Source organism: Labilithrix sp. (genome assembly GCA_019637155.1).
Taxonomy (GTDB): domain Bacteria; phylum Myxococcota_A; class Polyangia; order Polyangiales; family Polyangiaceae; genus Labilithrix.
Map to the genome: position 1 here is coordinate 137,018 of JAHBWE010000024.1, position 19,448 is coordinate 156,465.

Annotated in this window: 18 protein-coding genes; 3 read left to right on the forward strand and 15 right to left on the reverse strand. The window is 70.8% G+C overall.

Annotation, left to right across the window (positions count from 1 at the left end; all coding sequences use genetic code 11):
* Window positions 1–73 precede the first annotated feature (73 nt).
* Entirely contained in the window at window positions 74–2,341 is a 2,268-nt protein-coding gene (locus KF837_39075; protein MBX3233393.1) for a carboxypeptidase regulatory-like domain-containing protein, read from the reverse strand.
* A gap of 59 nt (window positions 2,342–2,400) precedes the next feature.
* Between KF837_39075 and KF837_39080 the strand changes: the two genes are divergently transcribed.
* The gene (locus KF837_39080) at window positions 2,401–3,795 is read left to right on the forward strand and encodes a sigma-54-dependent Fis family transcriptional regulator (protein ID MBX3233394.1); all 1,395 of its coding nucleotides are present in this window, start codon (window positions 2,401–2,403) and stop codon (window positions 3,793–3,795) included.
* Window positions 3,788–4,705: an ABC transporter ATP-binding protein gene (locus KF837_39085; protein MBX3233395.1), complete on the forward strand. Its 918-nt coding sequence runs from the start codon at window positions 3,788–3,790 to the stop codon at window positions 4,703–4,705. Before KF837_39080 ends, KF837_39085 begins: the two co-directional genes overlap by 8 nt.
* Window positions 4,706–4,732: 27 nt before the next feature.
* Here the strand turns inward: KF837_39085 and KF837_39090 are convergent, their stop codons facing one another.
* The 10 genes from KF837_39090 to KF837_39135 all read right to left on the reverse strand — a co-directional run bounded on the left by KF837_39090 (window position 4,733) and on the right by KF837_39135 (window position 15,614).
* The gene (locus tag KF837_39090; protein MBX3233396.1) at window positions 4,733–5,269 is read right to left on the reverse strand and encodes a sigma-70 family RNA polymerase sigma factor; all 537 of its coding nucleotides are present in this window, start codon (window positions 5,267–5,269) and stop codon (window positions 4,733–4,735) included.
* A gap of 819 nt (window positions 5,270–6,088) precedes the next feature.
* On the reverse strand, window positions 6,089–6,514 hold the full coding sequence (locus tag KF837_39095) for a hypothetical protein (protein ID MBX3233397.1): 426 nt from the start codon (window positions 6,512–6,514) through the stop codon (window positions 6,089–6,091).
* A 96-nt stretch (window positions 6,515–6,610) separates the two neighbouring features.
* On the reverse strand, window positions 6,611–7,690 hold the full coding sequence (locus tag KF837_39100) for a HAMP domain-containing histidine kinase (protein MBX3233398.1): 1,080 nt from the start codon (window positions 7,688–7,690) through the stop codon (window positions 6,611–6,613).
* Window positions 7,687–8,433, reverse strand: a complete 747-nt coding sequence (locus tag KF837_39105; GenBank protein ID MBX3233399.1) for a response regulator transcription factor — start codon at window positions 8,431–8,433, stop codon at window positions 7,687–7,689. Before KF837_39105 ends, KF837_39100 begins: the two co-directional genes overlap by 4 nt.
* Window positions 8,434–8,447: 14 nt before the next feature.
* Window positions 8,448–9,077 (reverse strand): hypothetical protein, encoded by a 630-nt coding sequence (locus tag KF837_39110; GenBank protein MBX3233400.1) that lies wholly within the window; start codon window positions 9,075–9,077, stop codon window positions 8,448–8,450.
* A gap of 42 nt (window positions 9,078–9,119) precedes the next feature.
* Window positions 9,120–10,085 (reverse strand): hypothetical protein, encoded by a 966-nt coding sequence (locus KF837_39115; GenBank protein MBX3233401.1) that lies wholly within the window; start codon window positions 10,083–10,085, stop codon window positions 9,120–9,122.
* Between the two features lie 22 nt (window positions 10,086–10,107).
* Complete coding sequence (locus KF837_39120) at window positions 10,108–11,955, reverse strand: serine/threonine protein kinase (protein MBX3233402.1); 1,848 nt, start codon at window positions 11,953–11,955, stop codon at window positions 10,108–10,110.
* A 21-nt stretch (window positions 11,956–11,976) separates the two neighbouring features.
* Window positions 11,977–13,548 (reverse strand): sigma-54-dependent Fis family transcriptional regulator, encoded by a 1,572-nt coding sequence (locus tag KF837_39125; GenBank protein ID MBX3233403.1) that lies wholly within the window; start codon window positions 13,546–13,548, stop codon window positions 11,977–11,979.
* 3 nt (window positions 13,549–13,551) lie between these two features.
* Complete coding sequence (locus KF837_39130; GenBank protein MBX3233404.1) at window positions 13,552–14,874, reverse strand: sigma 54-interacting transcriptional regulator; 1,323 nt, start codon at window positions 14,872–14,874, stop codon at window positions 13,552–13,554.
* Between the two features lie 362 nt (window positions 14,875–15,236).
* Entirely contained in the window at window positions 15,237–15,614 is a 378-nt protein-coding gene (locus tag KF837_39135) for a hypothetical protein (protein MBX3233405.1), read from the reverse strand.
* A 149-nt stretch (window positions 15,615–15,763) separates the two neighbouring features.
* Between KF837_39135 and KF837_39140 the strand changes: the two genes are divergently transcribed.
* Window positions 15,764–16,420: a hypothetical protein gene (locus tag KF837_39140; GenBank protein MBX3233406.1), complete on the forward strand. Its 657-nt coding sequence runs from the start codon at window positions 15,764–15,766 to the stop codon at window positions 16,418–16,420.
* A gap of 28 nt (window positions 16,421–16,448) precedes the next feature.
* On the opposite strand, the gene KF837_39145 is transcribed toward KF837_39140, so the two are convergent.
* The 4 genes from KF837_39145 to KF837_39160 form a co-directional block, all read right to left on the reverse strand.
* Window positions 16,449–17,042 (reverse strand): Uma2 family endonuclease, encoded by a 594-nt coding sequence (locus KF837_39145; GenBank protein ID MBX3233407.1) that lies wholly within the window; start codon window positions 17,040–17,042, stop codon window positions 16,449–16,451.
* 66 nt (window positions 17,043–17,108) lie between these two features.
* Complete coding sequence (locus KF837_39150; GenBank protein MBX3233408.1) at window positions 17,109–17,456, reverse strand: hypothetical protein; 348 nt, start codon at window positions 17,454–17,456, stop codon at window positions 17,109–17,111.
* Entirely contained in the window at window positions 17,453–17,800 is a 348-nt protein-coding gene (locus KF837_39155; protein MBX3233409.1) for a hypothetical protein, read from the reverse strand. Before KF837_39155 ends, KF837_39150 begins: the two co-directional genes overlap by 4 nt.
* The gene (locus KF837_39160) at window positions 17,767–18,207 is read right to left on the reverse strand and encodes a hypothetical protein (GenBank protein ID MBX3233410.1); all 441 of its coding nucleotides are present in this window, start codon (window positions 18,205–18,207) and stop codon (window positions 17,767–17,769) included. Before KF837_39160 ends, KF837_39155 begins: the two co-directional genes overlap by 34 nt.
* Between the last annotated feature and the right edge of the window lie 1,241 nt (window positions 18,208–19,448).

Genomic DNA, 19,448 nt, shown 5'->3' on the forward strand with positions numbered 1-19,448 from the left:
ACTTGCGCTCTACGGTCGCGTGTCGAGGTGCCCCAACGCCGCGAGTCCGCGGCGCGCGGTGAGCCCTCCCGCCTCAGAAGGTCGGCAGCGTCGGGCCCTTCGGCTTGCCGGCGGGCTTCTTCTCCGGCGCCGCGGGCGCGGAGCTGTCGGGGTCCTGGTCCTTGATCACGAACTGGACGCGGCGGTTCCGCTGCCGGTTCAGCTCGGTGACGTTCGGGACCATCGGCTTCGTGTCGCCGTAGCCCTTCGCCGTGAGGCGGCTCGCTTCGACGCCGTGCGCGGTGAGCCACGAGACGACGGCGGCGGCGCGATCGTCCGAGAGCTTCATGTTGCGCGCGGCGGTGCCGGTGCCGTCGGTGTGCCCCTGCACCTCGACGAGCTTGATCCGCGGGTTGCGGACGAGGACGTCGGCGATCTCGGTGAGGAGGCCGGTCGACGCGGGCAGGATCGTCGCGGAGTCGACCGCGAACTGGATCTGCTGCCGGATGTTGACCTCCCGCTTGCCGACGGTGACGTTCGCCTTCTTCGGCTTCAGCTTGATCGAGATCTCGATCGGGTTGTCCTCGCGCGCCTTGACGGTCAGCTTCTCGGTCGAGATGAGGTAGCCGTCGGCGTCGATCGTGACCGTCGCCTCGCCCGGCGTGATGTCGCCGTAGCGGAAGGCGCCGTTGTCGTCCGTCACGCCGCTGAACTCCTTGCGCCCGACGTCGACGATCTTCACCGGGACGTTCGGCATGAATTTGCCGGAGTCCAGGTCTTTCACCTTTCCGACGATGGTCCCGACTCGCGGGAGGGCGACGACGATGCAGTCGAGCTGCACGTCGCCGGCGGGGGTGGACTGCGAGGGCTGCGAGGAGGCGCCGCCGATCGTGGTCGTGCACTGCGCCGGCTTGTAGCCGTCGGCGTGGATCGAGAAGACGTACTGCCCGCCGGGGAGCTCGTGGGTCGTGAAGCGGCCGTCGCTGCCGGTCGCGTACGAGGTGAGCTCGGGGTGGTTGTCCCACGCGACGATCGCGTTGGCGATGCCGGCGGCGTTGCCCTCCTCGTGCACGAAGCCGCGGATGCGGCGGCCCCCGCGCGCGGGATCGGGCGGCGGCGCCGGCGGCGGCGCGGGCATCGGCTTGTCGTGGGTGTCGAACGCCCAGCCGGCGCCGAGGTAGAGCATCCACGGTGGCGTGGGGCGCATCTCCTCGATGAACGTGTTCACGCCGGAGACGCCGATGTCGAGCGCGGCGAGGAGGTTGAAGCCCTGCTTCCACGGGAAGAAGCGGCCGCCGAGGGTGAAGGTGGAGGGCGCGAACGGATCGGTCGCGAGACAGCCGTCGTTGCTCGGGTTGTTCGGGCGGCAGCGGTAGTCCTGCCGGTTGACCGGGATGAGGAGGTGGTACTCGATGAACGGACGGACCTTCTCCTCCGCCGCGAAGAGCTCCGCGCCGAAGTGGATGTCGAAGTGGTCGACGCGGTTGATGTTGAGGCCGAAGCGCTCGATGCGCGTGATCGGCTCGTTGCGGCCGGTCGGCCCCTCCGTGTTGGCGACGACCTCGCCCGAGTTGTCGAGGACGTAGGTGAAGTTCGTGCTGAAGCGGAGCGGGATGCGCTTCTCCATCCCGCGGAGGTCGGCGGTGGCGAGGCCGCGGAACTTCGCGCTCGTGCCCGCGCCGTCGAGGCCGACCGAGCCGGTGCCGTTCACGAGCCAGAGCTCGAACGCGCCGCCGACCGAGAAGACGTTGCTCAGCTTGCCGTGCGCCTTCGCGCCCATCGTGCTGTCGCCGAGGACCTGGAGGAGGCTCGGCCGGTTCGACGGGTTCGAGTTCGCGAGCGCGCTCGTCGCGAGGTACACGTCGAGCCAGCGGAGGACCTGCATCGAGAGCGTGAGGCGCCCGCCGATGTGGTCCGCGCTGTCGCTGCGGAGGACGTTGTTCGGGTTCCGCGGATCGCGGCACGGGTGCTCGTTCGAGCAGAGGAAGCCGGCCGAGAAGTACTCGGTCGTGAAGCCGACGCGGAACTGTCCCGCCGCGCCGCCGTCGGCGTGCTGCGTGTGCAGGAGGCCGATGCCGCCGGTGAGCGTCGCCGACTCGTTGAGCTTCGACTCGCGCTCCTTCCACTCCTTGTTCGCCTCGATGAGCTTGTCGTCGTCGCCGCGCGTGCCCTCGGCGAGGAGGTCGCGCTCCGTCGTCGCCGGCGCGTCGCTCGGGGTCGCCGCCGGCGGCGTCGCTTCCGGCTCCGTCTGCGCGGACGCGTTGCCCTCCGCGCTGAAGGTCGTCTGCTGGGCGCGGGCCGTGCCGGCGCCCAGGAGGCCGGCGACGACGACTGGGAGCAAAAGCGTGCCGGCGATTTTCATCTGCGGTTCCGTTGTAACACCCCTCTTCGTGCGGTGTCATCTCGGGCTACACTGCGCGCATGCCCGAGGCGCCCGCCCGACCGCGGGGACGGATCCTGGTCGTCGACGACGAAGCGAACGCGCGCGCCGCGTTGAGCGAGATCCTGCGTGACGAGGGGTACGCGACGGAGACCGCCGGCGACGGCTTCAAGGCGCTCGGGAAGCTCGAGGAGTTCGCGCCCGACGTCGTCCTCACCGACCTCAAGATGCCCGGCCTCGACGGCATCGCCTTCATGGAGAAGGCGAAGAGCGCGTCGCCGCAGACGGTCTTCGTCGTGATGACCGCGTTCGGCACGATCGACTCCGCCGTCTCCGCGATCAAGAAGGGCGCCGACAACTACCTGACGAAGCCGCTCGACTACGACGCGCTCTCCGCGATCGTCGAGCGCGCGATGGAGAAGGCGAAGCTCCTCCAGGAGACGCAGGCGCTCCGCGAGCGGCTCCGCGAGCGCAACGCGATCGGCCACATCGTGAGCGAGGACCCGAAGATGCGCGCGGTGCTCGACCTCGTCGCGCAGGTCGGGCCCTCGAAGGCGTCGGTGCTCATCACCGGCGAGAGCGGCACCGGCAAGGAGCTCATCGCGGAGGCGGTGTGCGCCGCGTCGCCGCGCGCGAGCGGGCCGTTCATTCGGTTGCATTGTGCAGCTTTGGCGGAGTCGCTCCTCGAGAGCGAGCTCTTCGGCCACGAGAAGGGCGCGTTCACCGGCGCGGTCGCGCGGCGCGAGGGCCGCTTCAAGCAGGCCGACGGCGGCACGCTGTTCCTCGACGAGATCGGCGAGATCCCGCACGGCACGCAGGTGAAGCTGCTCCGCTTCCTGCAGGAGAAGACGTTCGAGCGCGTCGGCGGGAACGAGACGGTCAAGGTCGACGTGCGCCTCATCGCGGCGACGAACCGCGACCTCGCGGCGGAGATCAAGAAGGGCACCTTCCGCGAGGACCTCTTCTACCGCCTCAACGTGATCTCGATCGAGCTCCCGCCGCTGCGCGAGCGCCGCGCCGACATCGGTCCGCTCGCGAGCTTCTTCCTCCGCCGCTACGCGAAGGAGAACGGCCGCAACATCGAGGGCTTCACCGACCAGGCGCTGAAGGTGCTCTCCAGCTACGACTGGCCGGGCAACGTGCGCGAGCTCGAGAACGTCATCGAGCGCGCGGTCGTGCTCTGCGACGCGCCGCAGATCGACGTGCGCCACCTCCCGCCCGCGCTCGCGCCGAAGAGCGCGGAGGGCCCGCCGCCGATCCCGGGCTCCACGATCCAGGACCTCGAGCGCTACGCGATCTTGCGGACGCTCGAGGCGTGCGGCGGCTCGACCTCGAAGGCGGCGAGCATCCTCGGGGTGTCGCCGCGCAAGATCCAGTACAAGCTCCACGAGTATTCGGCGGGGCCCATCGGCGCGGCGAGCAAAGACGATGAGTGACGTCGTCCTCTCGGTCGACAAGCTGGCCAAGACCTTCAAGAAGCCGTTCTCCGGCAAGAAGGTCGAGGCGGTGCGCGGGGTGAGCTTCGAGGTGAAGCGCGGCGAGATCTTCGGCTTCCTCGGCCCGAACGGCGCGGGGAAGACGACGACGATCAAGATGTTGACCGGCCTCATCGCGCCGACGTCGGGCAAGGCCTCGCTCCTCGGGAAGGCGATCCCCTCCCCCGACGCGATGGGCTCGGTCGGCTTCCTCCCCGAGAACCCGTACGTCTATCCGTACCTCACCCCGCGCGAGTTCGTGTCGCTCTGCGGCCGCCTCAACGGCCTCTCCGGGAAGAAGCTCGCGACGAAAGCGGAGCGGGCGATCGAGCGGGTCGGCATCGCGTACGCGATCGACCGCCCGGTGAGCGCGCTCTCGAAGGGCATGCTGCAGCGCACCGGCTTCGCGGCCGCGCTCGTGCACGACCCGGAGCTCCTCCTCCTCGACGAGCCGATGAGCGGCCTCGACCCGGTGGGGCGGAAGGAGATCCGCGACCTCATCGTCGAGGAGTCGAAGAAGGGCAAGACCATCTTCTTCTCGAGCCACATCCTCTCCGACGTCGAGATGCTCTGCGACTCGATCTGCATCCTGAAGAAGGGTGAGGTCGTGGTCGCGGGCGAGATCGACTCGCTCCTCGACAAGACGACCCACCGGAGCGAGATCACGCTCCGCGACGCGCCCGAGGAGCTCGCGGCGGCGCTCATGGAGCAGGGCGCGACGCGCGTGGGCCGAACGCTCTCGGTCGAGGTCGAGGGCGACGACGCGGTCGCGGTGGTCCTCCGCAAGGCGCTCGACGCCGGCGTCCGCGTCGAGGCGATCACGCCGAAGCGCGAGACCCTCGAAGACATCTTCGTCCGCAAAGCTCTTTGACGGTGCCAACACGGTGCCAACAGTCGTTCACTCGTCGTCGTCGGCGAGCGCTTCGTGCGCGGTGGGATCGGCCTCGATCGCGGCGCGGAGGGCGGTCTTCGCGAGGCGGAGGCGGCTGCGGACGGTGTTGAGCGGGACGCCGGTCGTCTCGGCGACCTCGGCGAGGGACCAGCCGAACATGATGCGGAGCGAGAGCGTCTCGGCCTGCTCGGGGGGAATTTGCGCGAGCACGTCGCGGAGGAGCTCCATGCGCCGCGCGCGCTCCGTCGTCGCGAGCGGCTCGGGGGAGCGGCCGGCGTCGCGCGGAAGCGAGTCGACGTCGACGCCGTCTTCGTGCCGATCGCGGAGCGCCCGCCGCCGCCGCGCGCACGCGATCGCGGTGCGCGCGGCGACGCGGGAGGCGAAGTGCGTGGGCTCGCACTCGCCGCGAAACGCGGGGAGCGCTTGAACGAACCCAAGCATCGCCTGCTGGACGACGTCGTCCGCGTCTTCGTTCGCCCGCCCCAACACCGCACGCACGACGCGCTCGATACGAGGCCCAACATCACGCAGCAGGAGCCGCATCGCCGCCGCGTCTCCCGCCCCGGCCCGACGAGCAAGCCCAACCGCCACGCTCTCGCCCACCATCGGTGCCGCCGCCGAAGCCGGCGCGAACGCGAGCGCCGGCGTGGCCACCGATGGCGCGAATGCGACGGCGGGGGTGCACGGGCCGAACGCCATCGGCGTCCGCGGCGCAGGCCCCGGCGTGGGCGTGCGCGCACCGGCCGGGCGCGCCACGACAGCCGCCGGCGCAAACGGTACGGCGGGCGTACGCCCCCCGAGAGACCGCGGCGCGAACGCAACGACGTTCATGCTCACCGCCCGAACCGCACGCGATGCCACCGCGAGCTCGGCTGCACGCGCCGCCGCGGGACCAGCCGCACCTCCCGCGCGCGATGCCACCACGTGCCCGGCGCCGCCCTCGCGCGATGCCGCGGCCTCGACCGCGCACGCCGCCACCGCGGACGCCACCACGTGCCCGGCCGCACCTCCCTCGAGCGCGCCCGCCGCCACGTGCTCGGCCGGGGCCCTCCGTGCTGGTCGGTGCTCAAGCTCGCCGCCGACGATCGAGCCAGGTCGCGACGGCGATGCGGCCGTTGGTGCGGGCTGGGTCGAGGCCGGTGGGATCCGCGACGTCGGGGCGGGTGGCTCCATGCGCGAGATGCTCGCGGCCTCCACGCCGTGCGCGGCGAGCGAGGGGCGAGGGCGAAGGCACTGCGCGGGAGCAAACGGTGTGAACGGGGTGGGCGGCGTCATCATCTTCGGTGGGGTCTCGTCTCTCTTCCCCCAACATCAGCTTGCATCGCTCTTGTTGGGGGAACGTCGGGGACGCGTGTCGAAGTGTTAAGACGGGGTCGAGCCCTCCTCCTCCGCCGCCGCGGAGGGACGCTCGCCCTTGTCCGGGCAGTCACCTCCACCGCCACGCCCGCCACCTCCACCTCCGGGCGGCGGCTTGTCCGGGCGGCAATGCAGCCGCGTGTCCTCCGCGCCCTCCGGTGCGGCCGCGCACGTGCCGGTGATCGTGTGGTCGCCGTGCGTCACGGTGCAGGCGTCGCCGGCGGCCTTCGCGTCGCACGCGGCGAACGCCTCCTCCGGGGGCTTGCGCGGACCGCGCCGACGGTCGCCGTCACGCGCGGCGTTCTCGGTCGAGTCGTCGCTCGCGGTGCTGATCGCCGACGTCAGCGACGACGCCGTGTCCTCCGCCCCCACCGCGCAGCCCAGCCCCGCGAACACCACCACCACCGAGAGCATCACCATCGAGCTTTTCATTCCGAGCACCTCCGACCACTACAGTGGCGAGCGCCCCGAAAACCGATCTCGATCGCGTGTGTCGATTTGTTGAGCGAGCGACGAAGGAGCCGCGCGCTACCGAGCCACCGGCAGCGTCACGGTCGCGGTCGTTCCCTCGTTCAGCGTGCTCGCGATCGTGAGCGTGCCGCCGTGGGCCTCGACGATCTGCCGCGCGAGGAGGAGCCCCAGACCAAGACCGCCCGTCGCGCGTGAGCGACTGCGGTCGACGCGGAAGAACGGCTCGAAGAGACGCTTCTGGTCCTCCTCCCCGATGCCGATGCCGCGATCGACGACCGTGACGACCACCTTCGCGTCCGCGTCCGCGTCCGCGAGCTCCGCGCGCAGCGTGACCGGGCGGTCCGGCTCGTTCGTGTACTTGTGCGCGTTCTCGAGGAGGTTGTCGACGACACGGCGAAGCAGCACCGGATCGGCGACGACGGTGCCGAGCGCCTCCGGCAGATCGACGACGAGCTCGCGGCTCGGGTGCGCGACGCGAAAGAGGGCCGCCGACTTGTCGAGGAGCGCGCGCACGTCGCCGGGCTCCGCGCGGAGCGGCAGGCCCTTGCCCTCCCGCGCGCCGGTGTCGAGCGCGAGGCGCGCCGAGGCGAGCACGTCCTCGACGATCCGCTCGAGCTCCGCGAGGTCGTGCGCGATGTCGGCGAGCGAGATCGCCCCCGCCTTGCCCTCCGCTTCGGAGAGCTCGGAGAGCTCGGCCGCGATGTCGAGCGCGACGCGGATGCGCGCGAGCGGCGTCCGGAGCTCGTGCGAGACGTTCGCGAGGAGCTCCCGCTCCGCGACGACCAGACGCGCCAGACGGTCCGCCATCTCGTCGAGCGCCTGCGCCACGTCGCCGATCTCGTCCGCGCGATCCATCCGCGCGCGCGCGTCGAGCTTGCCCGCGCCGAACGCCCGCGCCGTCTCGGCGAGCCGCGCGAGCGGGCGCGCGAAGGAGCGCGCCGTGAGCCACGAGCCCACCCCGACCACGACGAGGATGACCGACGCGACGAGCAGGATCGGCGGCGCCGGCGGCGGCCCCGAAGCGACAGGCGCGAGGTACCGCATGCGATGGTCGACCTCGAGCACCAGCGCGACGACGAGGAACTGCACGAGCCCGATCGCGTAGATGCGATAGGCGATCCGCGACGGCCGCTTCATCCCGAAGCGCCCGACGAGCCCGGCGCGCCCGGCGCGCCCGGCGCGCCCGGCGCGAGCATGTAGCCCACCCCGCGCACCGTCTTGATCATCCGCGGCGCGCGCGGATCGTCGCCGAGCTTGCTCCGCAGATGCGAGATGTGCACGTCGACCGAGCGATCGAACGCCTCGTCCGCGCTGCCGCGCACGATGTCGACGAGCTGCTCGCGCGAGAGCACGCGCCCCGCGCGCTCCGCGAGCGCGCGAAGCAGCATGAACTCGTACGTCGTCAGCGCCAGCGGCGCGCCGTCGAGGAAGACGCTCATCGCGTCGACGTCGATCGCGAGGCGCCCGATCACGAGCCTCTTCTTCGGCGGCCCCACCGCCCCGCGGGCGCGCCGCGCGTGGGCGCGGATGCGGGCGAGGAGCTCCCGCGACGAGAACGGCTTCGCGACGTAGTCGTCCGCCCCGCCCTCGAGGCCGACGACGCGATCCGCCTCCTCGCCGCGCGCCGTCAGCATCAGGATCGGGACGTCGGAGCGCGTCCGGAGCTCGCGACAGACATCGAGGCCGCTCATCCCCGGCAGCATCAGGTCGAGGAGCACGACGTCGGGGCGCACCTCGAGGACCTTCCTCACCGCGTCCTTGCCGTTGCCCACGATCGTCACCGTGACGCCGTGCGACTCGAGGTAGCGCGCGGTGAGCTGCGCGAGCCGTTCGTCGTCCTCCACGAGGACCACCGCGAGCTTCTCGTCCGTCGTCGTCATCCGGCCGCGCGATCCTAGAACAGAAACCCGAGCCGGAAGAGGTCCAGCGTCGGCGTCACGTCGTTGCCGAACGTGTTCGCGATCGTGCGCAACGTCTCGTCGACCTCGCGGCTCGCGACCCCCGCCGCCGTCGCGGGCCCGCTCCGCTCGAAGGTCGGGGCGATCGGGAGCTGGATCCCCGCGTCGATGCCGAGCGTGACGCCCGAGCTCCACGTGTAGAGGAAGCCGACGCGCGGATTGACGAACCACGTCGCGACGTCCGCCGACTCGGTGAAGGACCCGACGTCCTGCACGCGGAGCGTCGCGCTGCCGGAGAGCCACTGCCGGCCGCCGCGGAGCCCGACGAAGAAGCCGCCCTCGAACGGGAACCACCGCGCGTCGAGCGCGACCGCGTCGAACCGCGTCGACGCGCCCGCGATCGTCGTGCGCGGGAGGAACGAGTACTCGAGGCCGAGCCCGACCGTGCGCCGGACCTTCACGAACCCCTCGACCGCGAGCGGCCGCGGGAACCCCACGCCGACGATCGGTCCGAGGCGGAACGACTCCTTCTCTTCACGCTCCGGCTTCACCGGCTTGTCGTCCGCGAGCGCGCGAGCAGACGAAAGCAGGAGGAGCGAGACGACGGCGACGCTTCGAAGCTTCAACAGGACCTCGCACGCTCTGGTGCGCGGTCCGCTCGAAAACGATCAGAACCGCGCGGCGGTCCCGACGAACATCCCGTCGACTCCGGTCGAGCTCGCGAGCGGGGTCACGATCGGGACGAGCGTCCGCAGGAGCGAGCTCGAGCGCGGCGGCGTCGACGGCGCGAGCGGCGGCAGCTCGCGCGGCTTCTTCTCCGCCCGCTCGGGCACGAACGCGATGTGCGCCTGCACGATGCCGAGGGCGGCGAAGCCCACGAAGCCGGCGGTGAAGCCGAAGTTCACGAGGCGGAGATCGTTCGCGCGCGTCTCCCACTGCTCCGAGAGCTGGTAGAGCCCACCCACCTCGTCGTTCACGCGCCCGCGCGCGTAGCGGTACATCCCGTACGTCACCGCCGTACCCGCGATCGCGCTGACCTGCGCGCCGAGGAAGAGCCAGCCGAGGACCGGCTGATCGTTCTGGAACTGCCCTACCCCGAACGGGAGCGACGCGACGACGCGCGAGTGGCGCACCGTGATCTTCTCCTCCCCCGCCTGCGCCTTCAGCTTCTCGAGCCACGCGCGCTGCGCCTCGCGGTCGGCCTCCTCCTTCGCCTTGCGCTCCGCCGCGAGCCGCGCCGCGTTCTGCTGCGCGGTCTTGATCTGCTCGAGGAGCGACGAGCGCACGTCGATGAACGCGTCGATCGCGGGGCCGGGGAAGCCGAGCGGGTCCGGCTCGAAGGTCGGATCGTCGAGCACGAGCGCCTCGAAGACCTCCTTCGCCGCGTCCGCCTTCCCTTGCTGCAGGAGCGACGCCCCGAGGTACATGCGCGACTGCGAGATGAGCGTGCGCTCCTTCAACCCGCTCTTCGGATCGAGCAGCGCGCGGAGCTTCTCCTCCGCGTCGGCCCAGTTCCGCGCGTTGAACGCGGCGCGCGCCTTCTCGAAGTCCGTGCGCGCGTCGGCCCGCGCGACGCCCACGCTCCCGAGGAGCAGACCGCCGATCAACGCGCCGCGAACGAGGAGCCCTCGCACCGCGGGCAGCATACATCAGACGCTACTTCTTGAAGGAGGCGGTCTGCTTCTTGCCGCTCTTCAGCGTCACGTTCGTCGTCGTGTTCGAGTTCCGATCGAACACGAGGACGTCGTGCGCCGCGCGCCCGCCGAGGAGCTCCACCGAGATCTCCTGCCCCGCCGGGAACGTGCCGAGCTGCGGGTACTCCTTGATCGCGAACATGTGCGTCGGATCGCCTTCGACGACGAGCTTCGCCGCCGGGATCGCGAGCTCGATCGGGAGGTCGACGTTGTTCTCCCCCGCTGGGACGTTGAGCGTCCGCGGCGTGCACGCGTCGTCGCGGCAGCTGAACGCGAGCGAGTGCGCCTTCTCGTCGACGGTGACGGTGCCGTTCGGCACCACCTCGTCCGGCAGCATCTTGCCGTCGATCGCGAGGCGGACGCCGAAGGCCGGGCGCAGCGTCGTGAACGTCACCGTGCGCGTCACCGGCTTCGGCGGCACGAACACGCTCGGCGCCGCCACCGTGCGCGTCGCGACGTTCGTCGGCGTCACCGGCGGCGTGACCGTCGCGCTCCGCGCCGCCGTCGGCCGCTCGGCGACGGACGTGCGCGCCCGCGGCGCCGCGACCGAATTGGAGGCGATCGGCTTCGTCGGATCGCCCGCGACCGGCTCGCTCTTCACCGCCTTCACCACGAAGTACGCGCTCGGCACGAGCACCGCCGCGCCGAGGACGAGCGGCGCGACCTTGCGCACGAGGCGCGCGCGCTCCTCCGAGCGCTGGATGCTCGCGACGACCTTGAGGAGCTGCGGATCGTTCGGCGCGTACGCGAGCGCGCGGTTGTAGTCCGCCGCCGCGCCGACCGCGTCGCTCCGCTTCCGCTCCGCCGCGCCGAGCTTGCAGAGCCGCTCGATGAGCCGCGCGTCGTGCGCCGCGGTCCAGCCCTCGGGATCGTCGAGCCACGCCTCGATCTCCACCCGTGGCGCGCCCATCCCGAGGCGCCCGAGCTCGACGGAGATCGCGTCGCGCATCGCGGCCGCGTCGGCGTAGCGGTCCTCCGGCCTCCGCGCGAGCGCGCGGTCGAGGATCTCGCTCCAGCGCTTGCCGACGACGGGGCGCTCGCGCTCCGCCGCGCCGTAGACGCCGTCGAGCACGCGCCGCAGCACCTGCGCCGGGTTGTTGCCGAGGAACGGCAGGTGACCGACGACGCACTCGTAGAAGAGGACGCCGAGGCCGAAGACGTCGGCGCGCCCGTCGACGTCGCCGCCTTCGATCTGCTCCGGCGCCATGTGCGCGGGCGAGCCGAGGACCTGCCCGGTGGAGGTCACCCCCTGCGCGTCGAGGAGCTTCGCGATGCCGAAGTCGGTGAGCTTCACCGCGACGCGATCGCCCTTCTCCGTGACCTCGCCCGACGGCGGCGCGCCGGAAAGGCGGTGCTCGACGAGCACGTTCTCCGGCTTCACGTCGCGATGGATGACGCCCTGCGCGTGCGCGTGCGCGACGCCGGAGAGGAGCTCCATCACGATCGCGGCGCCGATCTCCGGCGGCAGCGCGGCGTGCTTCTGGAGGAGCTTCCGCAGCGTCGGACCGCGCACGAGCTCGACGACGAGGAACTGCTCGCCCTCGTCCGCGGACGAGACGTCGTAGACCTCGACGATGTTCGGGTGCCGCAGCTTCGCGACCGCCTTCGCCTCGACCCCGAAGCGATGCGCGATCTCGGTGCTCTCGCGGAGGTGGGGATGGAGCACCTTGATCGCGACGTCGCGGCCGAGGCGCGTGTCGCGCGCGCGGTAGACCGTCGCCATGCCGCCGTGGCCGAGCTCCTCGAGCACGTCGTACTTCGCGAGCACGGGCACGCGACTGCTCGAACGGCTCCCGACGCTCGCGATCATCCCCGCGAGAGCATAGCGGTCTTACCCTTTCAGGCCCAACCGCTTCATCCGCGACCGGAACGTGCTCTCGCTCATCCCGAGCGACCGCGCCGCCCTGGATTTGTTGTGATCCGCGCGCGACAGCACCTGGAGCAGGATCTCGCGCTCGAGGTCGTCGAACGTCGTCCCGCCCTCGGGCACCTCGAGCGAGAGCGGCCCCGGCGCGATCGCGTCCACTTCCATCCGCGGGCGTGACATCGGCGGCTCGGAGTCGTGACGCTCGTAGAACGGACCGCTCGGCGGCGCGGCCTCGATCGTGCTCGACACCGGATCGGAGACCGGCAAATACGGCCGCGAGCGCGGCGCGCTCGGCTCGGCCGCGGGGAACCCTGAAATCGGCGTGTGACGCGGCGCGAAGGGGAAGAGGCTCGGGCGCAGGGTCTGCGGGAGGCCGAGGTCGGCGGGCTCGACGTCGCGACCCGCGTGATAGATGACGAGGCGCTCCATCACGTTCCCGAGCTCGCGCACGTTGCCGGGCCATGGATGGGCTTCCAGCGTGCGCCACGCCGCCTCGCCGAGGCGCGGCAGATCGCGGTTCATGCGCTTCGACGACGCCTCGAGGAGGTGCTGCCCGATGACGCGCACGTCCTCCGGGCGCGCGCGGAGCGGGGGCACCTCGATCGGGCACACCGCGAGGCGGTAGTAGAGGTCGAGGCGGAAGAGCCCCTGATGCGCGTCGGCGAGGAGATCGCGGTTCGTCGCCGCGACGATGCGCACGTCGACGCGCTTCGGCTCGCTCGCCCCCACCGGCCAGAACTCGCTCGACTCGAGCGCGCGGAGGAGCAGCGCCTGGAGCGAGAGCGGCGCCTCGCCGATCTCGTCGAGGAACAACGTGCCGCCGTCGGCGAGCTCGAAGAGGCCGCGTCGCGCCGACTGCGCGCCGGTGAACGCGCCCTTCACGTGGCCGAAGAGCTCGCTCGTCATGAGCTCCGGCGGCAGCGCGGCGAGGTTCTGTGCCACGAACCTCGCGCGGCGGCGCGGGCTCCGCTCGTGCACCTCCGCCGCGATGAGCTCCTTGCCGGTGCCGGTCTCGCCGTGGAGCAGCACGCTCGCGTCGGTCCCCGCCACCGCGCCGATCTGCTCCACCACCTTCTTCATCGGCGCCGACGACGCGAGGAGGCGCGCCGGCTCGCGCGCCGGCTCCTCGATCCGGATCCGGCCGACCGAGCTCCGGAGCTCGCCCATCAAGCGCCGGTTCTCCTGCTCGAGGCGGCGGATCTTCGTCGCGCGCTCGATCGCGAGCGCGAGCTGCGCGCGGTCCCACGGCTTCGTGAGGTACGCGAAGAGCCTCCCCTTCGCGTCCGCCGGCGCGTCGTGCTCGACGAGCAAGATGCGCTGCACGTCGGGGAACGCGTCGAAGGCGTCGGGCGGCGCGTCGCTCACGACGACGTCGACGTCCTGCCGCGCGGTGAGGACCTCGAACGCGGTGCGCGTGTCGGCGGAGAGGAGGCACTCGAAGTCGTCCGCGAACACCGCGGCGAAGACCTCGCGCACGTCCTCCGCGCCGTCGACGTAGAGGACGCGAGGCTTCGCTGCCGGCGCCCCCGACCCCATCGGTCAGTCGCTCGACTTCTTCGGGTCGCCGATGCCGTGGCGGCGGAGGTAGCCGCGGACGTGCGCGCGCTCCATCGCGGCGCGCCGGCCGATCTCGCTCACGTTGCCGGAGCACTCGGCGTAGAGCGCGGTGAAGTACTCGCGCTCGAACCGGGCGAGGACCTCGCGCTTCGCGTCCTGGAAGGTGCGGCCGCGCGTGGGCGTCGACTCCTGCGCCGCGACGAGCGGGGCGAGGTGCTGCGCGAGATCGATCGGCCCTTCCTTGCCGAACGCGAGCGCGACCGCGATGACGTTGCGGAGCTCGCGGACGTTGCCTGGCCAGTCGTGGCGCATCAGGCGCTCGAGCGAGTCGTTCGTGATGCGGTTGTAGGCGGTCGGATCGCCGAGGTCGCTGATCATCTTCCGCACGAGCGCGGGGATGTCTTCGAGGCGATCGCGGAGCGCCGGCAGCTCGATGCGGAGCTGCGCGACGCGGAAGTACAAGTCGCTTCGGAACGTGCCGGCGTTGACCTCGCGCACGAGGTCACGGCGCGTCGCCGCGATGACGCGGACGTTGACGGGCTTGTACGTGTTGGAGCCGACCGGCTTGATGCGCTGCTCGGCGAGCGCGCGGAGGAGCTTCGGCTGGACGTCGAGCGGGAGCTCACCGAGCTCGTCGAGGAAGATCGTCCCGCCGTCGGCCTCGACGAAGGGCGAGATGCGCTTGTCGACGGCGCCGGTGAACGATCCGCGCTCGTGACCGAACAGCGCGGACTCGGCGAGGCTCGGCGGGATGGCGCCGCAGTCGACGACGACGAACGGTTTGTTCGAGCGCGCCGACGCGCCGTGGATGGCGGCGGCGACGAGCTCCTTGCCGCACCCGGTCTCGCCGAGGATGAGGACGGTGAGGTCGGTCGGCGCGGCCTTGCGGCAGCGCTCGAAGACGCCGCGCATGCCCTGGCTCATGCCCACGAGCGGGCCGAACTGCGCGACCTCCGGGATGTCGACCTGCTCCGGCGTGGTCGGGCTGAACTCGAGCGTCGAGTCCCCTACGGTGAGCAGCGTGTGCTTGGTGAGGTAGACCTCGCCGACGCGCGTATCGCCGATGAACGTGCCGTTGCGGGACCCGAGGTCTCGCACGCGGACGCCGCGCTCGGTCGCGACCAGCTCGGCATGCACCGCGCTCACCTTCCGGTCGTCGAGGACGAGGTCGCACGCCTCGTTACGACCGATCACCTGGGTCTCCGGCCCGATGTCCAGGTCGGGCTTGTTGGCCTGACCGCGGTTCACTTTCAGTGAGCCGCCACGAACCTCGAGCCGCCCCTTCGTTGCGACAGTGGCATCCACGGATTTGCGTTGTATCACGCTGTCGTCCGCATCCGGCAAGAGGATCTTTCAACGTCGGGGGCTTTGCCCCCGACACCCCCACCCCAGACACGGCCCTCGCGCTTCGCGCTCGGGTTGCTTCGCAACCGCATTCGCGGCCGCTTCTGGGGCCCCGGTCGGGGGGCGGGCGTGGGGATGGGGCTTGCGTGGTGCGGGTGGGGGTCCGTGATTTTTTTTTGGCGTGCACGACGCGCCGGTGGGCTGCGACGCCTTTGGTATGCGGCGTCGCTAGGATCTGCCTTTTCGCTACGCATCGCGGCGGCGTTCGAGCCGAGGCACCCGTTTCGAGCCCACGACCCAGCTTCGCGTCGAGGTCCGCGACGTTACGTGTCGTCGTGGTGGGCGGGGGATCGGGTGGAGGGCACCGCGTACATCTCGACGAGGTAGTCGAGCGATCCCTCTTCGAGCCGATGCGCGCGCACCGCCTCGGCGGCCCAGCGGCGCACGCGCGCGACGAGGAAGCGGTACGCGACGTGGAGGCCGAGGAGGAGCGTGGTCAGGAACGCCGCGACGAACGTGAGGCCGCCGGTGAGCCCGATCACCTTCCCGAAGAGCACGCCGCCTTGCCCGCGATCGGCGACGGTGAGATAGACCGCCCCGGCGGCGACGAGGAGCGCGATCGCGACGACGAACGCGACGGCCCGCCGATGCAACGCGCTCGCGCGCCGCAACAGGTCCGCCTGCACGTCGTCGCCCTCCACGCTGCGACGCTATCGAACCGCCGGCGCGTCGTCGAGGAGCTCACTCCTTTCGCGTTGGCTGGGGATTGGCTAGGCTTCTTGGGCGAGCCTCGGCTCCCATGTATCGCTTCTTTGCTTTGGCAGTCCTTGGTGGTGCGAGCGCGCTGGGCGTGCTCGGCGTTGGTGCGTGCGGGTCGACCGCGCTCGAGCCGACGCCCGGGCCCAACGACGGCGGGCCCAACCTTCGTTGGGACAGCGCGCTCGTCGATCCGGTGGAGGGAGGCGCGCCGCTCGATTCGGCTCCGCCGGTCGAGGCGAGCTGCGAGAAATATTGCGAGCTCGTCACGGAGAACTGCACCGAGGCGAACGCGCAGTACGCGTCGAAGGCCGAGTGCCTCTCCTTCTGCGAGCACCTCCCGCTGCGGGAGCCGAGCCGCGGAGGCGACGAGATCTCGTCGCCGTCCGTTGCTTGCCGCCAGTACTGGGCGGACGCTCCTTCGAAGACGAGCCCGACCTCGTATTGCCTCGCGGCGGGACCGTTCGGCGGCAACACCTGCGGCGATCGCTGCACCGCGTTCTGCACCGCGGTCCTCTCCATCTGCCCCGCCGACGCGCCGAACGCTCCGTACGCGGATCAACCCGAGTGCGCCACCGCCTGCACCGCCTTCGCGTTCCGCGACGCCGGCAACGACGGCGGCGGCGAAAGCCCCGGCGGCCCAGCCGAAGGCGACACCCTCAACTGCCGCCTGCACCACCTCCGCGCCGCGCTCTCCCAACCTGCAAAGTGCAAGGATGTGCGCCGCGAGAGCCCGACCTGCAAAGACTGAGCTGACGGGCTTCCCAAGTGGCCGCCGCTCACTCCTCCTCGTCGTCCCCGAAGAGGACGCCGACCGCGATCTCGATCGTCTCGAACGGCTCCGCCCGCACGCGGTCGCCGCGTTCCGCGGCCAGCACTTCGATGTACCCGTCCGGCCCCCAGCGATAGACGAGCAGCGTCTCCGCGACGGGGTCGACGATCCAGTAGTGAGCCAGCCGGTGGTGATGGTAGACGCGCTTCTTCTTGACGAGATCGTTGCGTCGATTGGTCGAGAGGACCTCGCAGATCCAGTCCGGCACCACACGGACCGGGACCTCGGTCGGGAGCGTGGGGAGACGCTCTCGCCGCCAGCCGACGTTGTCGGGTCGAAAGGTATTCTTCGGGTCGAAATAGACCTCGACCTCCGAGGCGAACCACCACCCACCGGGACGCTCGGGCGGACCGCCCGGACGGCGATCGAACGGGCCGAGGCTCCGCCCAAGGCGCGTCTGCACGCCTCCGTGGCGGGCGGTCGCGGCCTCTTTCTCGCCAAGCTCGCCGTCGACCAGCTCATGGTGCCGCCGCTCCTCGGGGACCGCGAGGAGATCGGCCAGCGTCGCTGCGCCTGGCGACTTCCGGCTGACAGCGCTCATCACTCCTACCGTACCACGGCGTTCCACATCTTCGGCCTCGGCCACACGTCCGAGACGGGCGTCGGTCTACTTCGGAAGACGGGATACGTGACCGTCGTTCGGCGAGGCCCAGTACACGTGAGTCGCCGTGACGGCGACGAGGCGCGCCGACACGTTGGCAGGTAGAGCCGCATCCTGCGCGAGCACGAGCGGCGTTCCCCCCGTCACCGGCGCGCGCTCGAGTCGGCCGCTGTCGCCGTCGATCCAGTAGAGAAAGCCCTGATCGCGGACGAGCGAGCGCGGTCGCCGGCGCTCCGTCACCAGCGTCGTGACGCCTCCGCCGTTCTTGTCGGATTTCCGAATTTCGGTCGCCGTCGTCCAGTAGAGCGACGTGGCGTCCGTCGCGATCGAGTGGAGGCCGTCCTGGCCGTTCACGATCGCCGCGGCGCCGCCGCCGGGGGAGCCTTCATGATCGTCCGCGCGGCGCGATCGACCCAGTACAGGTCGTCGTCGTCCAGCGCGAGGCCGAAGGGATCGCCGTTCGTTGTCGAGATCGTGCCGGCGGACGTGAGGTTGTGGTTGTTGCGGCGGACGTCGCCCGAGTCACGGCTGTAGAAGAGCTGGGTCGAGCTCGCGACGATGTCGCGTATGCGCTCCGTCATCGCCGAGCCGCCCGAGCCGGCGCTCAGGTGGTAGTAGGCGAGCGTGTCGTTCGTGCCCACGACGAGCCGCGACGCCGTGAGCGTCAGCGCACTTCCGTTGCTCGAGGAGCCCGGCATGTCGGAGCCGCGCAGCCGGAGAGGCTGAAGCGCTGAACGACGCCGGGGTTCGCGATGAAGACGTCGCTTCCGACCGCGATCGCGCGCGGCTCCGTCAGCGTGGCGACCGGCTCTCGGTTGCACAGACCGCCCGTACACCCGCGGCCTCCGCACGAGTGCCCGCACGCGCCGCAGTTGTTCTCCGACGTAAGGATGTCGCCGCACTCCGAGACCGGCGGGGGCTCGATCGTCGCATCGCCCGCGCCGGCTGCATCCGAGACGTCCGCGGCGGGCAGCGTCGCGCCGGGGTCCTCCGGTGTCGGTGTCGGCGCGCCGTCGAGCGTGGGACCCGCGCCCACGACGTCGAGCCCGCACGCGAACAGCGCAACGAGCGGGAGCAAGCGAGCCCCCCCGGCTGCGCGACGCATTCGAGCCAAAGTGTATCACTGCCCGGAGCGCGCCTCGCACGGTCGTCGAGCGGCCGCACGCCATGCCGCCCGCAACGCGCGACCCGCCCGATGCGATGCGCGCTGACGCGGCTGCACTCTAGGCCCATGGCGACGTTCTACTTAGGCCTCTGCACGAGGCGCCTGCCTTTCGTGGCGACGTCGGTACAGGGCGCTGCGAGGTTGTGCCGTTCGCAATGCCTTGCGGCCGCATCGCGCCATAGTGCCCACCCCGCGCTCCCCAGCCCGCCTGCCGCCCACCGCCAGCGGCTGGTCGCTGTGCGTCCGGCACGACACGGGGTCCGCACCATCGCGGATTGAGTGTCAGCGTGAACGCACCGTGCTGGGTGCGGGCAGCGTCGGCGACGCATCGAGGGAGCCACGCTGGCGTAGATCGGCTAGCGACAATGCCGTTCGGATAGGCGCTCCGGAGCCGGGTCCGTTTCCGGCGCCGTGAGCCGGGGGAATCCGATGACCGAGTCCGGATCCGTGATTCGGGTCGACCGGATGCCGGAACTGACCAAACGCTTCGTCGGAGGTAGCCGGATCCCGCAGGTCGGAGCACTAAGCCGTGCATCTAACCCAGCAACTTCAGGAGACTCTAGGTCAGCCCTGGACACCCTTCAGGGCCCGCCGCTACGCTGAGAGCTCAATTGCAACCACCGTCGCCGCAACAAAGGCCCTGAGGCGTCGGTTCGTCGCTGCAACCGAAGAAGGTTCGGACGAGGCATACCTCGCCTGCCGCGCAGTCGTCTGTGGTTTGGCAAGTACGGTGACAACGACCGTCACCAGCAACCCCTTGGTACGATCCCCCACTTCCGTCGTTGCACAAAGCGCCGTGAGCGGTCGTGCCGCAGCTCACTTGTGTGTAACAAGCCTCGTTGCTCGCACAATTGAAGTAGCAGCTTGAGGACTCGACCGAAGCGCATGAGCCATCACCTGGGCCAGCGTCGGTCGCTCCTCCATCCGCGTGGCTAGCGTCGGCACCTCCGCCGTCGTCTTTTTCCGGCTCGACGCTGCCGGAGGCATCCTTTTCCGGCATGACGCTACCGCTCACCCCCGCATCCTTATCCTGATCCCCGGCCCCAACGACGAGGTGGGACGCAGTCGCACACGAGACCGCAACGAACGCCAACGCACCAAAGCCGAGCCACCTCATTGCGTTCACGAGCCCTCCGATGTCGTCTCGTTGATGCGGTTGCGACTAGGGTCGAAGCACCTTA